This is a genomic window from Nocardioides panaciterrulae (assembly GCF_013409645.1).
GTDB lineage: Bacteria > Actinomycetota > Actinomycetes > Propionibacteriales > Nocardioidaceae > Nocardioides > Nocardioides panaciterrulae.
In genome coordinates, this window is sequence record NZ_JACCBG010000001.1 from 3,773,193 (window position 1) to 3,795,667 (window position 22,475).

General features: G+C 73.5%; 23 protein-coding genes. 6 read left to right on the plus strand and 17 right to left on the minus strand.

Translation table 11 applies throughout. The features are described from left to right. Positions 1-227: 227 nt before the first annotated feature. The gene (locus BJZ21_RS17955) at positions 228-1,427 is read left to right on the plus strand and encodes a lytic transglycosylase domain-containing protein (RefSeq protein WP_179665018.1); all 1,200 of its coding nucleotides are present in this window, start codon (positions 228-230) and stop codon (positions 1,425-1,427) included. A 149-nt stretch (positions 1,428-1,576) separates the two neighbouring features. On the opposite strand, the gene hemB is transcribed toward BJZ21_RS17955, so the two are convergent. From hemB to BJZ21_RS17990, 7 genes are all read right to left on the minus strand, one after another. After that, the gene (gene hemB, locus BJZ21_RS17960; protein WP_343052208.1) at positions 1,577-2,578 is read right to left on the minus strand and encodes a porphobilinogen synthase; all 1,002 of its coding nucleotides are present in this window, start codon (positions 2,576-2,578) and stop codon (positions 1,577-1,579) included. Positions 2,579-2,585: 7 nt separating this feature from the next. After that, positions 2,586-4,253 carry a bifunctional uroporphyrinogen-III C-methyltransferase/uroporphyrinogen-III synthase gene (locus BJZ21_RS17965; RefSeq protein ID WP_179665019.1) on the minus strand — a complete coding sequence of 556 codons (1,668 nt, stop codon included), beginning with the start codon at positions 4,251-4,253 and terminating at the stop codon, positions 2,586-2,588. Further along, entirely contained in the window at positions 4,250-5,227 is a 978-nt protein-coding gene (hemC, locus tag BJZ21_RS17970; protein WP_179665020.1) for a hydroxymethylbilane synthase, read from the minus strand. The genes BJZ21_RS17965 and hemC overlap by 4 nt, the downstream gene beginning before the upstream one ends. Further along, positions 5,224-6,519 carry a glutamyl-tRNA reductase gene (locus BJZ21_RS17975; protein WP_179665021.1) on the minus strand — a complete coding sequence of 432 codons (1,296 nt, stop codon included), beginning with the start codon at positions 6,517-6,519 and terminating at the stop codon, positions 5,224-5,226. Before BJZ21_RS17975 ends, hemC begins: the two co-directional genes overlap by 4 nt. Continuing rightward, on the minus strand, positions 6,516-7,214 hold the full coding sequence (locus BJZ21_RS17980; RefSeq protein ID WP_179665789.1) for a redox-sensing transcriptional repressor Rex: 699 nt from the start codon (positions 7,212-7,214) through the stop codon (positions 6,516-6,518). The genes BJZ21_RS17975 and BJZ21_RS17980 overlap by 4 nt, the downstream gene beginning before the upstream one ends. 196 nt (positions 7,215-7,410) lie before the next feature. Next, positions 7,411-7,659 carry a glutaredoxin family protein gene (locus tag BJZ21_RS17985; RefSeq protein ID WP_179665022.1) on the minus strand — a complete coding sequence of 83 codons (249 nt, stop codon included), beginning with the start codon at positions 7,657-7,659 and terminating at the stop codon, positions 7,411-7,413. A gap of 45 nt (positions 7,660-7,704) precedes the next feature. Next, positions 7,705-9,297, minus strand: coding sequence for a class I adenylate-forming enzyme family protein (locus BJZ21_RS17990; protein WP_179665023.1), 1,593 nt, complete (start codon positions 9,295-9,297; stop codon positions 7,705-7,707). 77 nt (positions 9,298-9,374) lie between these two features. On the opposite strand from BJZ21_RS17990, the gene BJZ21_RS17995 reads away from it, so the two are divergent. The 3 genes from BJZ21_RS17995 to BJZ21_RS18005 all read left to right on the plus strand — a co-directional run bounded on the left by BJZ21_RS17995 (position 9,375) and on the right by BJZ21_RS18005 (position 12,568). After that, entirely contained in the window at positions 9,375-10,259 is an 885-nt protein-coding gene (locus tag BJZ21_RS17995) for an HAD-IB family hydrolase (RefSeq protein WP_179665024.1), read from the plus strand. Between the two features lie 136 nt (positions 10,260-10,395). Further along, positions 10,396-11,190: a sigma-70 family RNA polymerase sigma factor gene (locus tag BJZ21_RS18000; RefSeq protein ID WP_179665025.1), complete on the plus strand. Its 795-nt coding sequence runs from the start codon at positions 10,396-10,398 to the stop codon at positions 11,188-11,190. 169 nt (positions 11,191-11,359) lie between these two features. After that, on the plus strand, positions 11,360-12,568 hold the full coding sequence (locus BJZ21_RS18005; protein WP_179665026.1) for a DUF5667 domain-containing protein: 1,209 nt from the start codon (positions 11,360-11,362) through the stop codon (positions 12,566-12,568). A gap of 85 nt (positions 12,569-12,653) precedes the next feature. On the opposite strand, the gene BJZ21_RS18010 is transcribed toward BJZ21_RS18005, so the two are convergent. From BJZ21_RS18010 to BJZ21_RS18030, 5 genes are all read right to left on the minus strand, one after another. Next, positions 12,654-13,808, minus strand: coding sequence for a 1-acyl-sn-glycerol-3-phosphate acyltransferase (locus BJZ21_RS18010; protein ID WP_179665027.1), 1,155 nt, complete (start codon positions 13,806-13,808; stop codon positions 12,654-12,656). Continuing rightward, a complete protein-coding gene (locus BJZ21_RS18015; RefSeq protein WP_179665028.1) occupies positions 13,801-14,862 on the minus strand; it encodes an NAD-dependent epimerase/dehydratase family protein in 1,062 nt (353 codons plus the stop codon). Before BJZ21_RS18015 ends, BJZ21_RS18010 begins: the two co-directional genes overlap by 8 nt. A gap of 13 nt (positions 14,863-14,875) precedes the next feature. Next, complete coding sequence (locus BJZ21_RS18020; RefSeq protein ID WP_008356322.1) at positions 14,876-14,977, minus strand: 30S ribosomal protein bS22; 102 nt, start codon at positions 14,975-14,977, stop codon at positions 14,876-14,878. A 164-nt stretch (positions 14,978-15,141) separates the two neighbouring features. Then, on the minus strand, positions 15,142-15,348 hold the full coding sequence (locus BJZ21_RS18025) for a helix-turn-helix domain-containing protein (RefSeq protein ID WP_179665029.1): 207 nt from the start codon (positions 15,346-15,348) through the stop codon (positions 15,142-15,144). A gap of 184 nt (positions 15,349-15,532) precedes the next feature. After that, positions 15,533-16,720 (minus strand): acetoin utilization protein AcuC, encoded by a 1,188-nt coding sequence (locus BJZ21_RS18030; protein WP_179665030.1) that lies wholly within the window; start codon positions 16,718-16,720, stop codon positions 15,533-15,535. A 224-nt stretch (positions 16,721-16,944) separates the two neighbouring features. On the opposite strand from BJZ21_RS18030, the gene trpS reads away from it, so the two are divergent. Next, positions 16,945-17,898 carry a tryptophan--tRNA ligase gene (gene trpS, locus BJZ21_RS18035; RefSeq protein WP_179665031.1) on the plus strand — a complete coding sequence of 318 codons (954 nt, stop codon included), beginning with the start codon at positions 16,945-16,947 and terminating at the stop codon, positions 17,896-17,898. A 152-nt stretch (positions 17,899-18,050) separates the two neighbouring features. Here the strand turns inward: trpS and BJZ21_RS18040 are convergent, their stop codons facing one another. Both BJZ21_RS18040 and BJZ21_RS18045 read right to left on the minus strand, forming a co-directional pair. Then, entirely contained in the window at positions 18,051-18,578 is a 528-nt protein-coding gene (locus tag BJZ21_RS18040) for an SRPBCC family protein (protein WP_218851547.1), read from the minus strand. Then, the gene (locus tag BJZ21_RS18045; RefSeq protein WP_179665032.1) at positions 18,575-18,889 is read right to left on the minus strand and encodes an ArsR/SmtB family transcription factor; all 315 of its coding nucleotides are present in this window, start codon (positions 18,887-18,889) and stop codon (positions 18,575-18,577) included. Before BJZ21_RS18045 ends, BJZ21_RS18040 begins: the two co-directional genes overlap by 4 nt. Positions 18,890-18,991: 102 nt before the next feature. On the opposite strand from BJZ21_RS18045, the gene BJZ21_RS18050 reads away from it, so the two are divergent. Continuing rightward, positions 18,992-19,558: a VanZ family protein gene (locus BJZ21_RS18050; protein WP_179665033.1), complete on the plus strand. Its 567-nt coding sequence runs from the start codon at positions 18,992-18,994 to the stop codon at positions 19,556-19,558. Positions 19,559-19,673: 115 nt separating this feature from the next. On the opposite strand, the gene BJZ21_RS18055 is transcribed toward BJZ21_RS18050, so the two are convergent. From BJZ21_RS18055 to BJZ21_RS18065, 3 genes are read right to left on the minus strand one after another with little or no spacing between them, the layout of a single operon-like run. After that, complete coding sequence (locus BJZ21_RS18055; RefSeq protein WP_179665034.1) at positions 19,674-20,588, minus strand: haloalkane dehalogenase; 915 nt, start codon at positions 20,586-20,588, stop codon at positions 19,674-19,676. 32 nt (positions 20,589-20,620) lie between these two features. Then, entirely contained in the window at positions 20,621-21,424 is an 804-nt protein-coding gene (gene proC / locus BJZ21_RS18060) for a pyrroline-5-carboxylate reductase (protein ID WP_179665035.1), read from the minus strand. Positions 21,425-21,445: 21 nt separating this feature from the next. Beyond that, complete coding sequence (locus BJZ21_RS18065; protein WP_218851549.1) at positions 21,446-22,381, minus strand: proline dehydrogenase family protein; 936 nt, start codon at positions 22,379-22,381, stop codon at positions 21,446-21,448. Between the last annotated feature and the right edge of the window lie 94 nt (positions 22,382-22,475).

Genomic DNA, 22,475 nt, shown 5'->3' on the forward strand with positions numbered 1-22,475 from the left:
CTGGACCACTGCACTGGACCATCTGGCTGGACCATTGGGCGGGAATGGACGGGCAGGATCGGTTTCGACCCCGCGCCCCCGGGGGAGGATCGTCGCCGAAGCCCACCATGTGAAGTACGTCGCACCGGTGCCGTGCCCATAACGGTCGGGTGGACGGCTCGTTGGACCTTCACCGCGCTGGAGGGCGCGAGAGCCAGCAGGCGCAGGGGACACAAGGGGAGAGCTCGATGTCGACACCGAGGTTCGGCCGGATCCAGCGGACGATGGCGCTGGTCCCCCTGGCGCTGCTCTCCGCGGCCTGGACCGCGAGCGTGGCCGGTGTCGGCGGCCCCACCGTGGCCGCGGCCGACAGCACCACCACGACCCCGCTCCCCGACGGCACCACGGTGCCCACCGAGGCGATCAGGGCGCCGGCCAGCGTCTCCGAGCCCGGCCGCGTGGCGCCCGGCATCGCCGGCACCAAGCACCACGCCGTCTCCTCGGCCGCGACCTCGGGGATCCCCTCGGCCGCCCTGTCGGCCTACCAGCGCGCCGAGACCGTCATCAACGCCGCCGACAAGGGCTGTCACCTGCCCTGGCAGCTGGTCGCCGCGATCGGCCGGGTCGAGTCCGACCACGGCCGCGTCAACGGCAACCACCTCGACGCCGACGGCATCGCGGAGCCGGGCATCTTCGGCATCGCGCTGGACGGCACCCACCACACCCAGCGGGTGCGCGACACCGACGCCGGGCAGTACGACGCCGACGCCAAGTGGGACCGCGCCGTGGGGCCGATGCAGTTCATCCCGTCGACCTGGTCGGTGGTGGGCGTGGACGCCGACGGCGACGCGCAGCGCAACCCGCAGGACATCAACGACGCCGCGCTGGCCACCGCGGTCTACCTCTGCTCGGGCAACGACGACCTCTCCACCCCGCAGGGCCAGCGGTCCGCGGTCTACCGCTACAACCACAGCAGGTCCTACGTCGACCTGGTGCTGGCGATCATGAAGGCCTACCTCGCCGGCGACTTCACCTCGGTGCCGAGCAGCACCACCTCCGGCGGCTACTTCACGCCGGACACCAGCACCCCCGCGGCCCCGCCCAAGGCGCACCACCACCCGCACGTGCAGGTCCACCACAGCGCGCCGTCCGGCACCGGCGGCGACCAGCAGAACGTCGCCCCCGCCCCCACCAGCGCGCCGCCGACCACCGCGCCGGCCACGCCCGCCGGCGGCGGCGGCACCGGTGGCGGCGGTGACGGCGGCGGCGGCGGTGTCCACCTGCCGAAGAACCCGCTGCCGTCGCTGCCCTCGCCCACCGGGTCGCCCGTCGACGACCTGCTCACCGAGGCCGAGGCGGTGGTGCAGTGCACCACCGAGGGTTACGTCGACAACCCGCTGAGCAACGACGACGCCTTCGACAAGTGCGTCTACGACTACACGCACTGATCCCGGCCGCGGGCGGGCCGCGGGGCTGCAGGAGTCCCCGGCCAGCCGGGGAAACTCTCGCTTGAGGGCCGTTGCAACGCCCATCAAGCGAGGGAATCACCGGTCAGCCGGGGATTCCTGAGACGGGTGGGACAGGTGGGACCCGACGCTCAGCGCAGCAGCCGGGCGACCTCGCTGGCCCAGTAGGTCAGCACGATGTCGGCGCCGGCACGCCGGATCGAGGTGAGCGTCTCGAGGATCGCCGGCTCCCGGTCGATCCAGCCCTGGGCGGCCGCGGCCTCGAGCATGGCGTACTCCCCGGAGATGTTGTACGCCGCGACCGGGACGTCGACCGCGTCCCGGACCCGGCGGACGACGTCGAGGTAGGCCAGCGCCGGCTTCACCATGACGATGTCGGCCCCCTCCTCGATGTCGAGGAGGGCCTCACGGACACCCTCGCGGGCGTTCGGGGAGTCCTGCTGGTAGGTCCGCCGGTCGCCCTGCAACGAGGAGTCCACCGCCTCGCGGAAGGGGCCGTAGAACGCCGAGGCGTACTTCGCGGAGTAGGCGAGGATCGACACGTCGGTGTGCTCGGCGACGTCCAGCGCCGCGCGGATCACCGCGACCTGGCCGTCCATCATGCCGCTGGGGCCGACCATGTCGACGCCGGCGGCGGCCTGGGCCAGCGCCATCTCGGCGTACAGCCCGAGCGTGCGGTCGTTGTCGACCCGGCCGTCCGGTGTGAGCACCCCGCAGTGCCCGTGGTCGGTGAACTCGTCGAGGCACAGGTCGCTCATCACCGTCAGGGCGTCCCCCACCTCGGCCACCACGTCGGTGATGGCAAGGTTGAGGATCCCGGCGGGGTCGATGCCGCCGGTACCGGTGGCGTCCTTGTGCTCGGGGATCCCGAAGAGCATCACGCCCCCGAGCCCGAGCTCGGCGGCCTCGTTGACCGCGGCGAGCAGCGAGGAGCGGGTGTGCTGGACCACGCCCGGCATCGAGGAGATCGGCTGCGGCTCGGCGAGGCCCTCGCGCACGAAGACCGGCAGCACCAGCTGCCGCGGCTCCAGGGACGTCTCCGCGACCATCCGGCGCAGCGCCGGGGTGGTGCGCAGCCGCCGGGGCCGCACGGACGGACCGGTGATCTCGGGGGTGGGGACCTCGTCGCTCACGGCCGGCTCACTGGGTCCGGGCCTTGCGGCGCGCCGACGGCTTGCGCTCCGAGGGCCGGGTGACCGGCTCGCCGGCCTCGACCATCGCGGCGCGGCGCGCGGCGCCGAAGTCGGCGAGCGCGTCGACCAGCACCTCGACGTCCGGCTTGGGCGAGAGGACGTCGACCCGCAGGCCGTGCTCCTCGGCGGTCTTGGCCGTGGCCGGGCCGATCACCGCGATCACCGTCGAGGGGTGCGGCTTGCCGGCGATGCCGACCAGGTTGCGCACGGTCGAGGACGAGGTGAACACCACCGCGTCGAACTTGCCGGTCTTGATCGCGTCGCGGGTCGGGGCCGGCGGCGGCGCGGCCCGGACGGTGCGGTACGCCGTGACGTCGTCGCACTCCCAGCCGAGGTCGACCAGGCCGGCCACGAGGTTCTCGGTGGCGATGTCGGCGCGCGGCAGGAACACCCGGTTGATCGGGTCGAGGACCTCGTCGTACTCCGGCCAGTCGGCCAGCAGCCCGGCCGCGGACTGCTCGCCGGACGGCACCAGGTCGGCGCGCAGCCCCCAGGCGGCGATGGCCTGGGCGGTCTTGTCGCCGACCGCGGCGATCTTCAGCCCGGAGAAGGCCCGGGCGTCGAGGCCGTACTCCTCGAACTTCTCCCGGACGGCCTTCACCGCGTTGACCGAGGTGAACGCGATCCACTCGTAGCGGCCCTCGACCAGGCCGCGGATCGCCTTGTCCATCTGCTGGGGGTTGCGGGGCGGCTCCACCGAGATGGTCGGGACCTCCTCGGGCACCGCGCCGTAGCCGCGCAGCCGCGCGGACAGCGAGCCGGCCTGCTCCTTGGTGCGGGGCACCAGCACCCGCCAGCCGAACAGCGGCTTGGTCTCGAACCACGACAGCGTCTCGCGCAGGTTGACCACGTCGCCGACCACGGTGACCGCCGGCGGCGCCATCCGAGCCGCGCGGGCGTCGGCCGCGATGTGCTCGAGCGTCGAGGTGACGGTGGCCTGCTCGGTGGTGGTGCCGACCCGGGTCATCGCCACCGGCGTCCGCGGCGAGCGGCCGGCCTCGACCAGCGCCCTGCTGATGTCGCCGATCATCCCGACCGCCGAGAGCAGCACCAGCGTGCGGTTGTCGGCGTAGTGGGACCAGTCGACCTTCTCCCCGCAGGTCACCACGGCGACCTCGCGGTGGTCCTTGGTGGTCAGCGGCACGCCGGCGTACGCCGGGACCGCGGCGACCGAGGACACGCCCGGGACGATCTCGAAGCCGAGCCCGGCCTTCACGCAGGCCTGGGCCTCCTCGGGCCCGGAGGCGTAGAGGAAGGGGTCACCGGTGAGCAGCCGCACGACGCGGGCGCCCTTCTTGGCCGGCCGCACGACCACCTTGCCGCGGGCGGCGTGGGTCAGCGGCTGCCCGTCCTCGCCGAACCCGCCGTCGATGATCTCCGGCCCGGCCTCGGGCTCGCCCTCGACCGGCTCCGGCAGGCCCAGCAGGCTGCGGACCAGGCCGGCGTGCTCGGGCACCTCGGTGACGACGACGTCGGCCTGGCGCAGCAGGTCGACCGCCCGGACCGTGAGCAGGTCGGGGTCGCCGGGGCCGCTGCCGACGAACGACACCCAGCCGCGTGTCGGCGACTGACTCTCGGCCGCGCCGGTCGTCGGGGTGGACTTGCCTCGCGTCATGCGTCCTGCCTCTTGTCTGCTGGTTCTGCCAACCGTCCTGCACCGTCGGCGAGCATCTCGCTCGCCAGCCGGCTGCCGACACCCTCGGCGTCGGCGGGAGCCCCGGTCGCGGACATCCGCACGCTCAGGCTCCCGTCGAGGGACAGGGCCACGGCCCTGACCCAGATCTCGTTCCCGTCCTCTCCTTCGACCACGTCCGCCAGCGCTCCGATCGGGGCGGCGCAGCCGCCCTCCAAGGTGGCCAGCACGGCCCGCTCCGCGGTGACCGCCGCCCGGGCGTGGTCGTCGTCCAGCTCCCTCAGCTCGGCGAGCAGCTGGGCGTCGTCCGCCCGGCACTCGACCCCCAGCGCACCCTGCCCGGGGGCCGGGAGCATCTGCAGCGGGTCGAGCACCTCGGTGACCTCGTCGAGCCGACCGAGGCGGGCCAGCCCCGCGCGGGCCAGCACGACCGCGTCGTACTCACCCGAGCGGACCTTGCCGATCCGGGTGTCCACGTTGCCCCGGATCGGCGAGATCTCCAAACCGAGGCCGAGCGCGAGCAATTGCGCGGCGCGCCGCGGGGAGCCGGTGCCGACCCTGCTGCCCGGGGGCAGCTCGCCCAGCGTGAGCCCGTCGCGGGCCACGACGACGTCGCGCGGGTCCTCGCGTCCGGGGATCGCGGCCAGCGCGATCCCCTCCTGCGGGTAGGTCGGGAGGTCCTTGAGCGAGTGCACCGCGAGGTCGACCTCGCCGCGCAGCAGCGCGTCGCGCAGGGCACCCACGAAGACGCCGGTGCCGCCGGCCGCCGCCAGCGGCGTGCCGTCGGCCTGGCTGCGGTCGCCCTCGGTGGTCACCTCGACCAGCTCGGCCTCGCGGCCGAGCCGGGTCCGGATCAGCTCGGCCACGGTGCCCGACTGGGTGGTGGCCAGCAGCGAGCGGCGGGTGCCGACGCGGATCGGGCGGGGCGTGGGCAGGCCCGCGGCGTCGGTCGTCATTCGCCCAGCCCCTCGGGCCGGGTGACCGCGTCGACGGCCTCGGGGTCGAGCGCGAACAGCTCGGCGAGCGCGGCGGCGTAGGAGACCGCGCCGGTCTCGTTGGCCAGCTCCTTGACCCGCACGGTCGGCTCGTGCAGCAGCTTGTCGGCGACCCGGCGCACGGTGTGCAGCACCTCGGCGCGGGCCGCCTCGTCGAGGCCGGGCAGCCGGTGTTCGAGGCGCTCCATCTCCGACTCCACGACCGAGGTGGCCATCGAGCGCAGCGCCACCACCGTGGGCGTGACGCTGGCCTGCCGGCGGGCCGAGAGGAACGCGGCGACCTCCTGGGTCACGATCCGGCGGACCTCGAGGACCTCGCGGCCGGCGTCGGACTCGTGCAGCTCGGCGGCGAGCTCGGCGAGGTTCACCAGCGTGACGCCGGGCTGGCCGGCGACCGCGGGGTCGATGTCGTGGGGCAGCGCGAGGTCGATCAGCACCATCGGGCGGTCGTCGGCGCGCGCGCCGGCCACCATGTCGGCGGTGACCAGCAGCCCGGCGGCGCCGGCGCAGGCGATCACCACGTCGGCCTCGCCGAGCTCGACGGGCAGGTCGGCCAGCGGGGCCGGGCGGGCGTCGTACTCGCCGGCCAGCCGGACGGCGCGCTCCAGGCTGCGGTTGGCGACCACGATCGCGGCCGCCCCGGCGCGGGAGACCGTCGCGGTGGCCAGCCCGGCCATCGCGCCGGCGCCGACCACCAGGACCCGGCGGCCGGTGAGGTCGCCGGTGCTGCCGTGGGCGCGGGCGAGTGCCGCGGTCACCAGGGTGGGGGCGGCCAGGTCGATGTCGGTCTCGGCGCGCGAGCGCTTGCCGACCCGCAGCGCCTGCTGGAACAGCATGTTCAGGCCCGTGCCGACGGTGCCGAGCTCCTGGCCCAGGCGCAGCGCCTCGCGGGTCTGGCCGAGGATCTGGCCCTCGCCGACCGCCATCGAGTCCAGCCCGGCGGCCACCTGGAAGAGGTGGGAGACCGCGCCGTCGTCGTAGTGGACGTAGAGGTGCGGGAGCAGCGCCTCGGTGGACTGCCCGGCCCGGTCGACGATCAGCCGCGAGACCTCCTCGACGCTGCCGTGGAACCGGTCGACCTCGGCGTAGACCTCCAGCCGGTTGCAGGTGGCGATCACGGTGGCCTCGGTCACGTGCGCGCACGCGGCCGCGTCCTGGACGAGCTTCTGCACGCCCTCGCGGTCGAGCGCGACCGTCTCCAGCAGGTGGACCGGGGCGGAGTTGTGGGAGATGCCCACGACCAGCACGCTCACGACACGGCCTCCCCCGCCAACGGCTCGCCGTGGGCCTTGCGCTGCTCGTGGTAGGCGAGGATCTGCAGCTCGATGGAGAGATCGACCTTGCGGACGTCGACCCCGTCGGGCACCGCGAGCACGGCGGGGGCGAAGTTGAGGATGCTGGTGATCCCGCAGGCCACCATCCGGTCCGCGACGTCCTGCGCGGCGAGGGCGGGCGTCGCGATGACGCCGATCGCCACCGCGTGGTCGCGGACGATCTGCTCGAGGTCGTCGAAGGCCCGGACCGCCACGCCGGCCACGACCTCCTCGTGACGACGGGGGTCGGCGTCGAGCAGCGCGACGACCCGGAAGCCGCGGCTGCGGAAGCCGGAGTAGTTGGCGAGCGCGTGCCCGAGGTTTCCGATGCCCACGATCACCACCGGCCAGTCCTGGGTCACGCCGATCTCGCGGGCGATCTGGTAGCGCAGGTAGTCCACGTCGTACCCGACCCCGCGGGTGCCGTAGCTGCCGAGATAGCTGAGGTCCTTGCGGAGCTTGGCGCTGTTGACCCCGGCGGCGGCGGCCAGGTCCTCGCTGGAGCAGGTGGCGGTGCCCTGCTCCGACAGCGTCGTGAGGGCCCGGAGGTAGACGGGCAGTCGAGCGACGGTGGCCTCGGGGATGTCCCGGGCACTCTCGGGGGAAGTCCGTGCAGTCACTGCTCTCGTCTCCATGGCCTGGATCGGGCCGGGCGGGTCGGTCCACCCGGGAGAGGCCCGGGGGTGCTGCTCGACCGGCGGCTCGATCACTGTAGGAGTTTGTGAACGGGAGAACAAACCGAGCGGCGGGCGGCTCGGCCACCCCGTCGGATCCCCGGCTAGCACATGTGAGAAGGGCCACGCCCGCCGGGGTCGCGCGAGCGCGGTCCGCTCACTGCGGCGGGGCGGCGAGCGCGGCGCGCAGGCGGGTCTCGTCGACCCGCCAGAAGTCGTGCTGGCGCCCGTCGACGAAGGTCACCGGCACCTCGTCGCTGAACCGGTCGACCAGCTCGGCGTCGGCGTCGATGAAGACCTCGCTGAACTGCTCGCCGAGGTCCGCGCACACCCGCTCGACCACCTCGCGGGCGGCCTCGCACAGGTGGCAGCCGCGGCGGGAGTAGAGCGTCACCCGTGCTGCCATGCCGTCACTCCTCCTCACTCCCCATCACCCCACCTCACTCCCCGGTCAGTCCAGGAGTCCGTGCCGGCGCCGGCGCTCCATGCCCCGGAGCCGGCCCTTCTGGACCTTGCCGGTGCCGGTCACCGGCAGCTGCTCGACCACCTCGACCCGGGTCGGCTGCTTGAAGCGAGCCAGGCGGCCGGCGCAGTGGGCGCGTACGGCGTCCGCGACCGCGGCCGGGTCCTGGCCCGGCGCGCGGACCCAGGCGACCACCGCCTCGCCGGTGTGCTCGTCCTCGACGCCGATCACGGCGACCTCGGCCACTCCGGGCACCTCGCGGATGACCTCCTCGACCTCCACGGGGTAGACGTTGAAGCCGGAGACGATGACCAGCTCCTTGACCCGGTCGACCAGCGTCAGGTCGCCACCCGGGTCGAGGACGCCGACGTCGCCGGTCGCCCACCAGCCTCCGTCCCCCGGGCCGCCGGCGCCGTCGGGCCAGTAGCCGCTGAACAGGTTCGGGCCCGAGATCTCGATCTCGCCCGGGTCCTCGACGTCCGCGCGCAGCCGCAGCGAGACCCCGGGCAGCGGCGCCCCCACCGAGCCGCGGACCGGGTGCCGGCTGCACAGGGTGCTGGTGACCACGGGGGCGGCCTCGGTGAGGCCGTAGCCCTGGTGCACGGGCACCCCGCTGCGGGCGGTGACCTCCTCGACGACCTCGGCCGCCAGCGGCGCCGAGCCGGAGACCACCAGCCGCACGCCGGCCAGCCGCTCGGCGAGGTCGGGCACCGACGCCCAGCGGTTGAGCACCGGCGGGGCCACCGGCACCACGGTGCAGCCGTGGGCCGCGACCAGGTCGAGGGTGGTGCCCGCGTCGACGTGCTCGGCCAGCACCAGCGTGGCCCGCTGGCCCAGCACCGCCCCGAGGACCGCGTTGAGGCCGTAGACGTGGAAGAGCGGCAGCACGCCGAGGACCACGTCGTCCTCGCGCACCATCGGCGGGTGGACCTCGGCCACCTGGGCGATGTTCGCCAGCATCGCCCGGTGGGTGAGCATCGCGGCACGCGGGAGGCCGGACGTCCCGCTCGTGTAGAGCAGGGCGGCGAGCTTCTCGGGGTCCGGCAGCGGCGGCACCGGCCGCGGCTCGGTCGCCGCGACCTCGGCGTACGACGTCTCCTCCGGCCCGGCCGGGTCGCCCACCACCACGACCCGCGGCACCACCGCGCGGGCGAGCAGGCCGGCGTCGAGGTCGGTGGTCCGCCCGGCCAGCCCGGCGGCGAGCGTCGCCACCGCCTCGCGCGCGGCCCCGGCCGACGAGGCGTCCACGACCACCACGCGGGCGCCGGAGTCGGCGACCATCCGGGCCAGCTCGCCCGGCGTCGAGCGCGGGTTCACCGGGACCGCGACCGCCTGGGCCCGCAGCACCCCGAGGTGGACCGTGACGAACTCGGCCCGGTTGCCCAGCGCGAACAGCACCCGGTGACCGGCCACGACCCCGAGCCGGCCCAGGCCGCTGGCGACCCGGGCGACCTCGCCGTCCAGCTCGGCCCAGCTCAGCCGCCGGCCGGCGACCTCGACGAGCGCCGGTCGCTGCGGGGCCGCGCCGGCGGCCACCGCGACCAGCTCGGCGAGGTCGTACGGCGCGGCGGGATCTGCCATGGAGCGATCCTTCCACAGCCGCCCGGCGCGCAGCGCCGGTCGGGGCCGGACCGGCGGAACCGGACTAGGCTTCCCGGGTGACCCCTGCGGACCGGAGCCGACGCCCGCTGAACCTCCAGCTGCGCTCGACGCTGGCCGGCGAGGCCGCCGCCGCCTCGGCCGAGGTGGAGTCCGCGCTGCTGACGCCGGCCGACCCGACCTCGGCGGCGTTCTTCGACGTGGACAACACGGTCATGCAGGGCGCGAGCATCTTCCACCTCGCGCGCGGGCTGCACCGGCGCAAGTTCTTCACCACCCGCGAGCTCCTGGCCGCGGCGTGGAAGCAGACCTACTTCCGGGTCGTGGGCGTCGAGGACCCCACGCACGTGTCCGACGCCCGCAACTCCGCGCTCAGCTTCATCGCCGGCCACACCGTCGCCGAGCTCGAGGAGCTGGGCGAGGAGATCTTCGACGAGGCTATGGCGCACCGGATCTGGCCCGGCACCCGGGCGCTGGCGCAGCTGCACCTCGACGAGGGCCAGCGGGTGTGGCTGGTGACCGCGGCCCCGATCGAGATCGCGTCGATCATCGCCCGCCGGCTCGGGCTCACCGGCGCCCTCGGCACGGTCGCCGAGCACATCGACGGCGTCTACACCGGCCAGCTCGTCGGCGAGCTGCTGCACGGCCCCGCCAAGGCCGAGGCGGTCAAGGCGCTCGCCGCGCGGGAGGGGCTGGACCTCGCCGCCTGCTCGGCGTACTCCGACTCCTTCAACGACCTCCCGATGCTCAGCATGGTCGGGGACCCCTGCGCCATCAACCCCGACCCCCGGCTCCGCGCCCACGCCCGCGCCCAGGGGTGGCGGGTCCGCGACTACCGCACCGGACGCAAGGCGGCCCGCGCCGGCCTGCTCGCCGGGGCGGCGACCGGCGCGGTCACCGGCGCGGTCGCCGCCGGCGTCGCGTTGCGCGGGCGCCGGCACTGAGCCGGCGGCCGCCGGCTGCCCCTCGGGCCGGACGTGTCGTGGCACACCTTTTGGCGCGCGACGGTTCCCAGGCGACCGGCCCGAGACCTACCATGACCGAGGCTTCGGGGGAAGCCGACCGGGAGGGTCTCTTCAGATGGCTTGGCACGGGCAGGACACGGCGTACGGGCTGGACGCCCTGCGCCACGCCGTCGCCCGCGTCCTCCTCGGCACCACGCCCGCGCTCGCCGGCGACGTGCAGGTGCTGCTGTCGGAGGCCCGGGGCCGCGAGGCCGGAGGGTCGCTCGCCGACGGCGCCGACCCGGTCCCCTCGGGGACCGACGGACCGGACCGGTACGGCGACCAGGAGCTCGCGGCCTCCTCGGAGGAGTCCCCGGCCGACCGCACCCGGCTGATCGCGCTCGTCGAGCTGGCCCGCGGCGGCGACGCCGAGGCGTTCGGGCAGCTCTACGACCACTACCAGCCGTCGGTCTACCGCTTCCTCTTCTATCGCACCCGGTCGACCCCGCTGGCCGAGGACCTCACCTCGGAGACGTTCTTCCGGGCGCTGCGCAGCATGACGAGCTTCCGGTGGCAGGGCAAGGACTTCGGCGCGTGGCTGATGACGATCGCCCGCAACCTCGCCACCGACCACTTCAAGGCCGGCCGCACCCGCCTCGAGCTCACCACCGAGGACATGGCCGCGCACGACGACGCCACCGACGGCCCCGAGGACGCCGTGCTGGCCGGGCTCACCAACGAGATCCTCCTCGAGGCGTTGCGCGAGCTGCCCGAGGAGCAGCGCGACTGCCTGGTCATGCGCTTCCTGCAGGGCATGAGCATCGCCGAGACGGCCGCGGTCCTCGACCGCAGCGAGGGCGCGGTCAAGCAGCTCCAGCTGCGCGGCGTACGCAACCTCGCCAAGCTGATGCCCGAGGGGATCCGGGACTGATGGGCGCCCTGACGCAGGTGACCGGCGGGGCGACCGGCGGGGTGACCCAGGTCATTGCGGACCGGGCCCTTCGTCGCGTAACCTCCCGCGCCCGCCCGTCGTTGGGCTCCGTGTCCGGACTCCTCACCGAGCCCGGCAGTCCCTACGACGCGACGACAGGACCACAGCGATGAGCCCCGTGTTCACGGCGCGACGGCGTGCCGAGGAGTTCGACTCCCTGATCGAGGACCCCTCGACCACCGGTGTCGACTCCGCGCGGTACGCCGGGCTGCTCGACGTCGTGGGCGCGATGCGGCGCACGCCCGCCCCCCAGGCCCGGCCCGAGTTCGTGGCCGACCTCCGCTCCCGGCTGATGGCCGAGGCGGCCACCGCCACCGTGCCCGAGCAGACCGCCCGGCTGACCCTTCCCCCGCGCCGCACCTCCCGGGACCGCCGGATCGCCGCCGTGGTCGGCGGGCTCGCGCTCGTCGGGGCCTCCACGTCGGTGGCGATGGCCGCCGAGCAGTCCCTGCCCGGCGACGCGCTCTATCCCGTCAAGCGCGCCATCGAGGACGTGCACACCCGGCTCAGCCTCGGCGACGCCGAGAAGGGCCAGACCGTGCTGGCCAGCGCCGGGGACCGGCTCGACGAGGCCGTGGCGCTCGCGCACAGCAGCGACGCCGGCGACCAGGCCCGGGTCTCCTCGACGCTCGACGACTTCGCCAGCCAGGCCACCCGGGCCTCCGACCTGCTGCTCGCCGACTACGCGCAGTCGGGTCGGCAGGACTCGGTGGCCCAGCTGCGGGCGTTCGCCGCGACCAGCCTGGACCGGCTTTCCGGGCTGGAGCCGGCCGTGCCCGGCCAGGCCCGCGACGAGCTGGTCCACGCGGCCCAGGTCCTCGTCGCCGTCGACGCCGCGGCCCACCAGGCCTGCCCGTCCTGCGGCGGTGGGATCACCACCATCCCGCCGGTCTTCGCCGCCAGCGCGCAGACCTCCGGCGGGTCGCCCTCGCCCCGGGGCGACGCCGGGGGCGCCCAGCACTCCTCGTCCTCCTCCTCGGACCCGAAGCCGCACCCGCACTCGGGCACCCCGACCCTGCCCGGGCTCGGCGGCCAGACGCTGCCGCCCGGCAGCGTGCTCGGTCCCGTCGGGTCCGGTGACGGCGGCGGCTCCCCTGGCAGCGACCCCAGCAAGGACCCGCTCGGCACGCTCACCGACCCCCTGACCGGCGGATTGACGGGAGGGCTGACCGGGGGGCTCACGAGCGGCGACCCCACCCAGACCCCGTCCCTCCCGGACGTCGGCGGCACGCTCGACGGCACCGTCGACGGCCTGGGCGACACCGTCGACGGAGTCACCGGCGGGTTGACCGGCGGGTTGACCGACGGGTCGAACTGACCGCACCGAGCCGGCCCATGACACCGGCCCATGACACCGGCCCGTGACGACGGACCCGGGGCGCGGGGCCGGCCGGCGGCCGGACTCAGCGGAAGACGGAGTGCCGCTGCATGAGCAGCGAGTACAGCGTCTGCTGGATGGTCTCGCGGACCTGGTCGGTCACGTTGAAGACCAGCATCGGGTCGTCGGCGGCGCCCGGCTCGAAGTCGTCGGTGCGGATCGGCTCACCGAACTCCAGCAGCCACTTCGAGGGCAGCGGCACCAGGCCCAGCGGCCCGAGCAGCGGGAAGAACGGCGTGATCGGGATGTAGGGCACCCCCAGCAGCCGGGCGAGCGAGGGCATGTTGCCGACCAGCGGGTAGATCTCCTCGGCCCCGACGACGGACAGCGGGACGATCGGGACGCCGGTGCGCAGGGCGGCCGAGACGAACCCGCCCCGGCCGAAGCGCTGCAGCTTGTAGCGCTCGGAGAACGGCTTGCCGATGCCCTTGAACCCCTCGGGCCACACGCCCACCAGCTCGCCGCCGCGCAGCATCCGCTCGGCGTCCTCGCTGCAGGCGAGAGTGGCCCCGCTCCGGCGCGCCATCGTGCTGACCAGCGGCAGCCGGAAGACCAGGTCGGCACCCAGCGGCCTCAGGAAGCGCCCGGTGTGGTCGTGGACCGACACCATCGTCATCAGCCCGTCGACGGGCACCGTGCCGGAGTGGTTGGAGACCACCAGCGCGCCGCCCTCGGCGGGCACGTTCTCGGCGCCACGGACCTCGATGCGGAACCACTTCTCCGCGATCGGCCGGAGCGCCGCCATGAAGAAGCGCTGGGTGATCTCCTGGTCGAAGCCGTACTCGTCGACCGCGTAGTCCCCGGTGACCCGGCGTCGCAGGAACGCGAGGAACCGGGCGAGCTGGGGCTCCCACTGCTCGCCGAACACCTCGGCGGCGGCGTGCTGGAAGGCGGCGAGCAGGTCGCCGGCGGGGATCCCGCCGCGCGGCAGCCGTTCGCGGGTACTGGCCGGGCCTCGCGCAAGGTCGGCGGCGGCGCCGGCGGGGGGCGCTTCACCGGCGGTCTGGCCCGGAGATTCGCCCGGAGACTCGCCCGTCGGCTCGTCGGGCGCCGGCTCGGGAGGGGTACGGCGGGCCGGCCCACCCGGGGCGAGGCTGCGCGCCGCGCGCGACGGCTGCGTGCCGGTGCCGCGGCCGGGCCGGCCGCGGGTCCCGATCGGGATGATCTCCGCGTCACCCACGGGCTGCTCCCCCGGCTCCTGCTCCCCGGTCCGCGCCACCGGCCGGCGGCAGCGCGGCGGCCAGCCGGCCGAGCGCGCGGTCGGCGTACCCGCCGGTCGGCGTGAGGGCCGCGGCGAAGTCGGCGAAGGCGGCCGCGGTGGTGTACATCGGCTCGAACTTCAGCTTCTCGCGCATCGCGGTGGTGTCGACCCCGCGGCCGTAGGTGAGGAACGCCAGCTGCTCCGGAGAGAACTCCGCGACCCGCGCCGAGCGCAGGGTCGAGCCCACCGCGCCCACGGCCCGGGCCGGCATCGGCACCGTCGGCCGCTGCAGCCGGCGCACCGCCTGGGAGAGCATCAGCACGCCGTCGCCGGCCACGTTGAAGGTGCCGGCCACCTCGTGGGTGACCGCGTGCTGCAGCGCCGCGAGCAGGTCCTGCTCGTGCAGGAACTGCAGCCGCGGGTCGTGGCCCAGCACGGTGGGGAGCACCGGCAGCCGGAAGTACGACGTGATCGGGCTCGCGACGTGCGGGCCCAGCACGTTGGCCGGTCGCAGCGTGGTCACCCGGACGTCGGGTCGCCGTCGGGCGAAGCCGCGCACGTAGCCCTCGATCTCGGCCACGTCCTTGGCGTACCCCGAGCTCGGCGCCCGCCGCGGCTCCATGTCCTCGGTGAACATGGCGGGGTCGCGGCTGCTCGCGCCGTAGACCGTCGTCGTCGACTTCACCACGAGATGCTGCAACCCGGGGGCCTTCTGACAGGCCGCCAGGAGCTGCATCGTCCCGATGACGTTGAGCTCCTTCATCGTGCTCCGACTCCCGACGCTGCCGGGGGTCGAGATCACGCTCATGTGGACGACGGTGTCGACGTCCTCCTTGGCGATGATCTTGGCGATCACCGGGTTGCGGATGTCGGCCCGCGCGAAGGAGACGTCGCCGAGGTCGCCCCGCGGCGGGACCACGTCCACGCCGATGACGCGCTCGACGGCAGGGTCGGTGGCGACGGCTCGTGCGAACCGCCGACCGAGGTCGCGGGAGACCCCGGTGACCAGGACTACTCTGCCGACCCTGCCCATCGCACGGAAGGGCTTACTTGCCGAGCTTGCGGCGCTGGACGCGCGTCTTCTTCAGCAGCTTGCGGTGCTTCTTCTTGGCCATGCGCTTGCGCCGCTTCTTGATGACAGAACCCACGGGATACCTTTCACAGCTTGCGGTGCCCGGCCGGGTGGACCCCCGGGGGACCCGGACAGCCTATCGGCCCGCGCGAGGCAGGCAGAAACCGGCGGACCGGGTCCACCCGGTGGGCGTCCCCGAGATGTCCCGAGAGATGAGGTGTGCGGCGTGCTCCCGAGCGGTCAGCCGGCGTTGAAGTAGCTGTTGCGGAGGTACTCGTTCGCGTCCTCCTCGCGGACCCGGAACGAGCGGCCCACACGTACGGCAGGCAGATCACCGTTGTGGACCAGGCGGTAGACGGTCATCTTGGAGACGCGCATCATCGCGGCTACCTCGGCAACGGTCAGGAACTTCGCGTCGGAGATGTCCCCGGACGAGCTGTTTGCCATCGTGCACCGACTTTCTTTGCGACGCGCCACCGGCTTCCCCACCGGTGATCACACGCGACGCGCACGGTGAGAATAGAGCCTGATGTGACTCGTGGGGAAGAGTTCGACCAGAGAAACGCCAGAGGTCCGGCGTGTCTCCTTGCATTCCCCACCAATTCTTTACTTGAGTCCCACTCTGACACGTTCATGGCAACGGATCGAGCCCATGAAAGGGGAAGATCTCGGTGCGGGTCGCGTGGATGGCCCGATCCAGCCAGGTCTCGGGGTCGTAACCCTCCGACCAGTCGCGCCAGGCGATCTCCCGGCCGTCGGTCAGCCGGTACGGCGGGGTGCGGCCCAGCCGGTCGCGCACCCAGGCCCGCCAGCCCGCCGGCGTCTCGGTGAGCGGGTCCAGGGGATGGCCCCCGACGATCGCCAGCAGGTGGGTCCACGCGCGCGGGACCACCTCGACCAGGGCGTAGCCGCCGCCACCCACCGCGACCCAGCGCCCGTCGGCGACCTCGTGGGCGAGGTCGTGCAGCGCGAGGTACGCCGCGCGCTGCCCGTCGACGGTCAGCATCAGGTGCGCCAGCGGGTCCTCGATGTGGGAGTCGCAGCCGTGCTGGGTGACCAGCACCTCGGGGTCGAACTCCCGCAGCAGCGCGGGCACCACCGCGTGGAAGGCCCGCATCCAGCCCGCGTCGCCGGTGCCGGGCGGCAGCGCCACGTTGACCGCGCTGCCCTGGGCGTCCGGACCTCCGGAGTCGTTGGGGAAGCCGGTGCCCGGGAAGAGCATCTGGCCGGTCTCGTGCAGGCTGATCGTGAGCACCCGCGGGTCGTCCCAGAAGATCCGCTCCACGCCGTCGCCGTGGTGGGCGTCGACGTCGACGTAGGCGACCCGCTGGGCGCCCTGATCGAGCAGGGACCGGATGCCGACCGCGACGTCGTTGTAGATGCAGAAGCCGCTGGCCCTCTCGCGCATCGCGTGGTGCAGGCCGCCCGCGATGTTGACCGCGTGCAGGCTCTCCCCGCTCCACACCTGGCGGAAGGCCTCCAGGCTCGCTCCCACCACGTGCGCCGCGGCGTGGTGCATGCCGGGGAACGTCGGGTTGTCCTCGGTGCCCAGCCCGAACTCCTCGTCGAGGACCCCGGGGTTGTTGCCGGCGCGGATGACCGCCTCGATCAGCCGCGGGTCGTGCACGGTGGCGATCTGGCTCTCGTCGGCCATCGGCGCCGGGACCATCCGCAGCCCGCGGTCGAGCACGCCGAGCTCCTCGGCCAGCCGCATCGTGAGGTCGACGCGCACCGGCGACATCGGGTGGGCGGGGCCGAAGTCGTACTCGGTGAGCGACCGGTCGAAGACGACCGTCGCGGGTCCCGCACAGTCAGGCATGGGGGCACGGTACCGGTCGCCCGTGCGGCCCCCGTCGTACTGTCGCGCTGCGAGACCGCGCGGCTCTGTGCCAAACTGTGGGCGTGCTGACCCGTCACCTCTCGACCCTCGGCTGGTGGCCCGCCTGACGGCGGCCGCCTCCTTCCAGCACACCCTCTTCCGGCCGCCCACGGGCGGCCGTTGCCATGCGTGCACCCGTGGGCCCACCACCCAGGAGCACGTCCATGACCACCACCCTCTCGCTGCTCACCCCGTCGGGCCGGCTGACGCTCGGCAACCTGCTCGGCGCGCTGCGGCCGATGGCCGAGCGCCAGGACGACGCCTACTACGGGCTCTCGGACCTGCACGCGATGACCACCCGTCACGACCCGGCACTGCTGCGGGAGCGCACCGCGGAGATGGCGACGCTGCTGCTCGCGGCCGGCCTGGAACGGGCCACGCTGTTCCGGCAGTCGGCGGTGCCGGCGCACACCGCGCTGGCCTACCTGCTGGAGTGCACGGCGCACACCGGCGAGCTGAACCGGATGATCCAGTTCAAGGAGAAGGGGCGCGGGCAGGACTCGACGCGCGCGTCGCTGTTCACCTACCCGGTGCTGATGGCGGCCGACATCCTGCTCTACCGGCCCTCGGTGGTGCCGGTGGGCGAGGACCAGCGCCAGCACGTCGAGCTCACCCGGGACCTCGCGATCCGGTTCAACCGGACCTACGGGGAGGTGTTCACCGTGCCGGAGATCGTGACGCCCGCCGCGGGCGCGCGGGTGATGGACCTCGCGGACCCGACCCGGAAGATGAGCAAGTCCGCCGACGCCGCCGGCTCGATCCTGCTGCTGGACCCGCCCGAGGTGGTGCGCCGCAAGGTCGCGCGCGCGGTGACCGACTCCGACACCGGGCCCACGTCGGTGCGGGCTGACCGGGAGGCCAAGCCCGGCGTCACGAACCTGCTGGAGATCCTGCTCGCCTGCGGCGGGTCGCCCGACGGGCTCTCGTCCTACGGCGCACTGAAGCGGTCGGTCACCGACGCGGTCGTGGCGGTGCTGGAGCCGCTGCAGAAGAGGTACGCCGACCTCGCCGCCGACCCGGCCCGGGTCGACGCGGTGTTCGCGGCCGGCGCCGTCCGGTGCCGGGCGGTCACCGCACCGGTGCTCGCCGCGGCCGAGGCGGCGATGGGGCTGGCCTGACTGGGTGTGTCCCTATTAAGACCGAAGCGCACCCATCTGCCGATGCCAGGGCTGTGCATCGTCGGCGGTGGACCAGCCACCGTAGAACCGCGCGAGCGCGCTCGCGTCGGGCGCATCGACCGTCGGCAGGCTGCGCCTGAGCAGGTCCGACATCAAACGATCTCCATCTGCTGGTAGGTCGGCGTGAGCTCTTCCCAGCGCGCCTTCCAGCCGGGCGCCCCGGCATCGGAGCCCCAGCCCTCCGGATGCACCGGGCCGTCGACCTCCAGCGACCGACCGAGATCCTCGAGGTGGACCCGCCAACCAGAGGCGTGGAACGGGAGGTGCGTCCTCGGCAGGCCGCGCTCCTCGACCACCAGCCGGGTCTTGGGGCCCTCCTCGGTGAGCCACGCCTCGATCTGCCCCTCGTCGTCTGCACCAGGCTCTGTCGTCAGCAGCAGGTGGTGGGGCGCGTCGCACACCTCGACGCGCGCCGGACCCGTCCAACTGCTCGTGAAGACGACCTGGATCGTGCCGCCGACGCGCAGGTCGCCGCCGACCCGGGCGAGCCAGCGGGCCAGCCGCTCGGGCGTCGTGCACGCCTGCCAGAGGTCGTCGATGTCGGTGTCGTAAAGGTCCTCGACCCGGACCGCTCCGCGGGTCTCGTCGAGTGCTCGCATCGTCGCGATCGTGGTCATCATCGTGTCTTCTTTCCTCGTGCGATCTCGGTATGGAGGGCGTCGAGCCGGCTCTCCCAGAGGCGGCGGTACTCACTCAGCCACTCGTCGACCTCGACGAGCGCCTCCGGGCGGAGTGTGTAGATCCGGCGCTGCGCGTCCTGATGTACGTCGACCAGCCCGGCTTCCCGCAGCACGCGGAGATGTCGGGACACCCCCGGGCGAGCGATCGGGAGAGCCTCGGCCAGCTCGCCCGCATTCGCCGGGTGGTTGCGGAGGATCTCGAGAACCGTGCGCCGGCTCTCGTCAGCCAGCGCATGCAGCACAGCGTCCATGGTGCTAATGTAGCCAGATGGTTACGTACCCGCAAGGTTACGTTTGGTCCTGTGTAGAAGCGTCGTGACCGGGAGGTCGTGCAGGGCCCTAGATTGACCGACGTGCTCGCTGATGAAGTCTGGCGCTATTCGCCGATCGGCCCGATCCCTACATTGATCGCCGGCTTCGTTGGCCTCACGCTCGTCGTCCACGTGACGTGGGTCCGGTCTGCGCGAACCCAGGTGATCACCTGGGCGCTCCTCGCCGCGTGCATTCTGGCGATTCTTGCCGTCACGGGCCGTGGCAGTCTTGGCAACGACGGCGGCGGGTTCAGTTGGCGCCTAGGGGACTCGATCCTCAGTGAGCTCCACAACGTCAACCGTGAACTCGGGCTGCTGAATGTCTTCGGGAACGTGGCAATGTTCGTTCCCGTGGGGTGGCTCGCCGCCCTGCTCGTCCGACGTCGCGGATTCGTCGTCGGCGCCCTGTCGGCGGCCGGGTTCTCCGCAGCCATCGAGATCTGGCAATCGTTGTCCGGCTCGTTCGGAGATATCGACGACGTGGTTCTCAATTCCGTGGGCGGCATGATCGGCGCATCCTTGGCCGTCTCGATTCAAGCCGCGAGCAGGCACCGGTCCGGCCGAAGGAACGAGGTTGCGGCGCATCACGCGGGTGCCGGTAGCGGCTAGGCACCGCCCGGATCTAGCCGCGACCCGCGCGAGCAGGGACACCCCCGTGGGCGTGCCCGAGGTCGGGCGCGGGCGGCGGCACCGGTCAGCGGTGCCCAACGGTGATCAGCGGTGATCAGCGGTGATCGGCGGCCATGAACCCGGCGACCACCCGGCCGAGCTCGTCACCGGCGTCCTCCTGCAGGAAGTGGCCGGCCTTCTCGACCACCGGGTGCTCGAGCCCCCGGGTCCCGGGCACCAGCTTGCGCAGCACCGGCGCCATCGCGCCGGTGATCGGGTCGCTGTCGCTGAACGCGGTCAGGAACGGCTTCTCCCACCGCGCGAGCACCGCCCAGGCCGCGCGGTTGGCCTCGGTGGCCGGGTCGTCGGGGCGGGTCGGCACCAGACCGGGCATCGCCCGCGGCCCGGCCTTGGCGGCCTCGTCGGGGAACGGCGCGTCGTACGCCGCCCGCGCCGCGTCGGAGAGCCCGCGCACGCAGCCGGCCGCGACCAGCCGCCCGACGTCCAGCACGTCGGCCCGCTCGACCGCGCGCCGGAACGCCCACCACACCTCCGGCATGTCGTGGTCGCCGGTCGGCAGCCCGGTGTTCGCGGCCACGACGCGGGCGAACCGGTCCGGGTGCTCGGCGACCAGCCGCAGCCCGATCAGCCCGCCCCAGTCCTGCCCGACCAGCGTGACGTCGTGCAGGTCGAGGTGGTCGAACGCCAGCGCGCGCAGCCACTCCACGTGCCGCGCGAAGCTGTGGTCGGCCGCCGCCAGGGGCTTGTCGGAGCGGCCGAAGCCGACCATGTCCGGCGCCACGCAGCGCACCCCGGCCGCGACCAGCTCGTCGATGACCCGCCGGTAGAGGAACGACCAGGTCGGCTCGCCGTGCAGCAGCAGCGCGACCGGGCCGTCGGCGGGCCCGGCCTCGACGTACGCCATCCGCAGGGTGCCGCCGTCGGGGTCCGCGACCTCGGCGTAGCGCGGGCTCCACGCGAAGTCGGGCAGGGCGGCGAAGCGGTCCTCGGGCGTCCGGAACGTCTGCATGCCGGCCAGTCTGGCAGGCGGGCGGGCGGCGGTCAGGAACCTTCGGCGAGCGCCTTCGAGCGGTCCCGCGCGGCCTCCATGGCGGCGAGGAACGCCGCACGCACCTTGTGGATCTCCAGCTCCCGGAGCGCGGCGGCGGTGGTGCCGGCCGGCGAGGTGACCTGCTCGCGGAGCACCACCGGGTGTGTCCCGGTCTCCCGCAGCATCTTCGCCGAGCCGACCAGGGTCTGCACGACCAGGTCGGTCGCGGTGGCGCGGGGCAGCCCGAGGTGGACGCCGGCCTCGATCATCGACTCGACGACGAAGAAGATGTACGCCGGCCCGGAGCCGGAGATCGCGGTGACCGCGTCCTGCTGTCGCTCCGGGATCCGCAGGACCCGCCCGACCGAGGCCATCAGCGCCTCGGCCTCCGCCAGGTGGCTGTCGTCGCAGTGCGAGCCGGGCGAGATCGCGGCCATCCCCTCGTCGACCAGCGCGGGGGTGTTCGGCATCACCCGGACCACCGCGACACCGTCGGGGATCCGTGCCTCGATGAACGCGGTGGTGATGCCGGCGGCCAGCGAGACCACCAGCTGGCCGGCGCGCAGCTGGGGCGCGATCTCGGCCAGCAGGTCGCCCATGTCCTGGGGCTTGACGACCAGCGCGAGGGTGTCCGCCCGCTCGGCGGCCTCGACGTTGGAGACGACGGCGACGCCGTACCGCTCCTCGAGCTCGCGGGCCCGCTCGGGCCGCTTCTCGCCGACCAGCAGGTTGTCGACGCGGCGACCGGCGCGGACGAGCCCCGAGAGGAGGGTCTCCCCCATCACGCCGGCGCCGAGGATCGCGGTCTGCGCCATGTCAGCCCCCTCCGGAGGGCGCTACTTCTTCGAGATCAGGGACTTGGCGAAGAATGACAGGTTCTGCGGGCGCTCGGCGAGACGTCTCATGAGGTAGCCGTACCACTCCCGGCCGTAGGGGATGTAGACGCGCACCGCCTCACCGGCCTCGGCCAACCGCTTCTGCTCCTCGGGGCGGATGCCGTAGAGCATCTGGAACTCATAGGAGCCCTGCGCGCGGCCGTAGCGGCTGGCCAGCGAGGAGGCGATCTCTACCATCCGCGGGTCGTGCGTCGCGATCATCGGGTAGCCCTGGCCGGCCAGCAGCACCTTCAGGCAGCGGACGTAGGACCGGTCCACCTCGAGGCGGTCCTGGAAGGCCACCGACTCCGGCTCGCTGTAGGCGCCCTTGCACAGCCGGACGCGGGAGCCCTCGTACGCCAGCGCGCGGCAGTCGGCCTCGGTGCGGTGCAGGTAGGCCTGGAGCACCGCGCCGGTCTCGGGGAAGTCCTTGCGCAGCTCGCGCAGCGTCGCCAGGGTCCGGTCGGTGGTCGTGTGGTCCTCCATGTCGAGGGTCACCGTGGTGCCGGCGTTGCGGGCGGCCCGGCAGATGGTGCGGGCGTGCTCGAGCGCCACCTTGTCGCCGATCTCCGGCACCGCCTGGCCGATCGCGGAGAGCTTGACCGAGACCTCGGCGTTGCGGGTCAGGCCCCGGGCCGCCAGCTGCTGGAGGGCCTCAAGGTAGGCCGCCACCGTCTTGTCCGCCTGCTCCACGTCGAGGGTGTCCTCGCCGAGGAAGTCCAGGGTGACCCGCAGCCCGTCGTCGGCCAGCCGGGCGGTGGCCTCCACGGCGGACTCGGTGGTCTCGCCGGGGACGTAGCTGGTCACGATGTCGGCCGAGACCGGCATCGTGCTGACGAGCTTCTTGACCCGCGAGCTGCGGGCCAGCAGGAGGATGGGCTGGCGGAGCAAGGACATGCGGCACAGGTTACGCCGGGGCGGCCGCCTGCCTCCAAGCGGCGAGCACGTGTGTCCCGGGGCGGCCAGGGACGGCCCAGGATGGCCCGGGATG

What these genes read in the sequence shown, in the direction of transcription:
- BJZ21_RS17980 (WP_179665789.1), bottom strand. Translation starts at nt 7,214, where the DNA reads ATGGAGACGAGAGCAGTGACTGCACGGACTTCCCCCGAGAGTGCCCGG.
- BJZ21_RS17990 (WP_179665023.1), bottom strand. Translation starts at nt 9,297, where the DNA reads ATGGCAGATCCCGCCGCGCCGTACGACCTCGCCGAGCTGGTCGCGGTG.
- trpS (WP_179665031.1), top strand. Translation starts at nt 16,945, where the DNA reads ATGACCACCACCCTCTCGCTGCTCACCCCGTCGGGCCGGCTGACGCTC.
- BJZ21_RS18055 (WP_179665034.1), bottom strand. Translation starts at nt 20,588, where the DNA reads ATGCAGACGTTCCGGACGCCCGAGGACCGCTTCGCCGCCCTGCCCGAC.
- BJZ21_RS18030 (WP_179665030.1), bottom strand. Translation starts at nt 16,720, where the DNA reads ATGCCTGACTGTGCGGGACCCGCGACGGTCGTCTTCGACCGGTCGCTC.
- BJZ21_RS18065 (WP_218851549.1), bottom strand. Translation starts at nt 22,381, where the DNA reads ATGTCCTTGCTCCGCCAGCCCATCCTCCTGCTGGCCCGCAGCTCGCGG.
- BJZ21_RS17965 (WP_179665019.1), bottom strand. Translation starts at nt 4,253, where the DNA reads ATGACGCGAGGCAAGTCCACCCCGACGACCGGCGCGGCCGAGAGTCAG.
- proC (WP_179665035.1), bottom strand. Translation starts at nt 21,424, where the DNA reads ATGGCGCAGACCGCGATCCTCGGCGCCGGCGTGATGGGGGAGACCCTC.
- BJZ21_RS18005 (WP_179665026.1), top strand. Translation starts at nt 11,360, where the DNA reads ATGAGCCCCGTGTTCACGGCGCGACGGCGTGCCGAGGAGTTCGACTCC.
- BJZ21_RS18040 (WP_218851547.1), bottom strand. Translation starts at nt 18,578, where the DNA reads ATGATGACCACGATCGCGACGATGCGAGCACTCGACGAGACCCGCGGA.
- BJZ21_RS18015 (WP_179665028.1), bottom strand. Translation starts at nt 14,862, where the DNA reads ATGGGCAGGGTCGGCAGAGTAGTCCTGGTCACCGGGGTCTCCCGCGAC.
- BJZ21_RS17985 (WP_179665022.1), bottom strand. Translation starts at nt 7,659, where the DNA reads ATGGCAGCACGGGTGACGCTCTACTCCCGCCGCGGCTGCCACCTGTGC.
- hemC (WP_179665020.1), bottom strand. Translation starts at nt 5,227, where the DNA reads ATGACGACCGACGCCGCGGGCCTGCCCACGCCCCGCCCGATCCGCGTC.
- BJZ21_RS18045 (WP_179665032.1), bottom strand. Translation starts at nt 18,889, where the DNA reads ATGGACGCTGTGCTGCATGCGCTGGCTGACGAGAGCCGGCGCACGGTT.
- BJZ21_RS18025 (WP_179665029.1), bottom strand. Translation starts at nt 15,348, where the DNA reads ATGGCAAACAGCTCGTCCGGGGACATCTCCGACGCGAAGTTCCTGACC.
- BJZ21_RS18000 (WP_179665025.1), top strand. Translation starts at nt 10,396, where the DNA reads ATGGCTTGGCACGGGCAGGACACGGCGTACGGGCTGGACGCCCTGCGC.
- BJZ21_RS17955 (WP_179665018.1), top strand. Translation starts at nt 228, where the DNA reads ATGTCGACACCGAGGTTCGGCCGGATCCAGCGGACGATGGCGCTGGTC.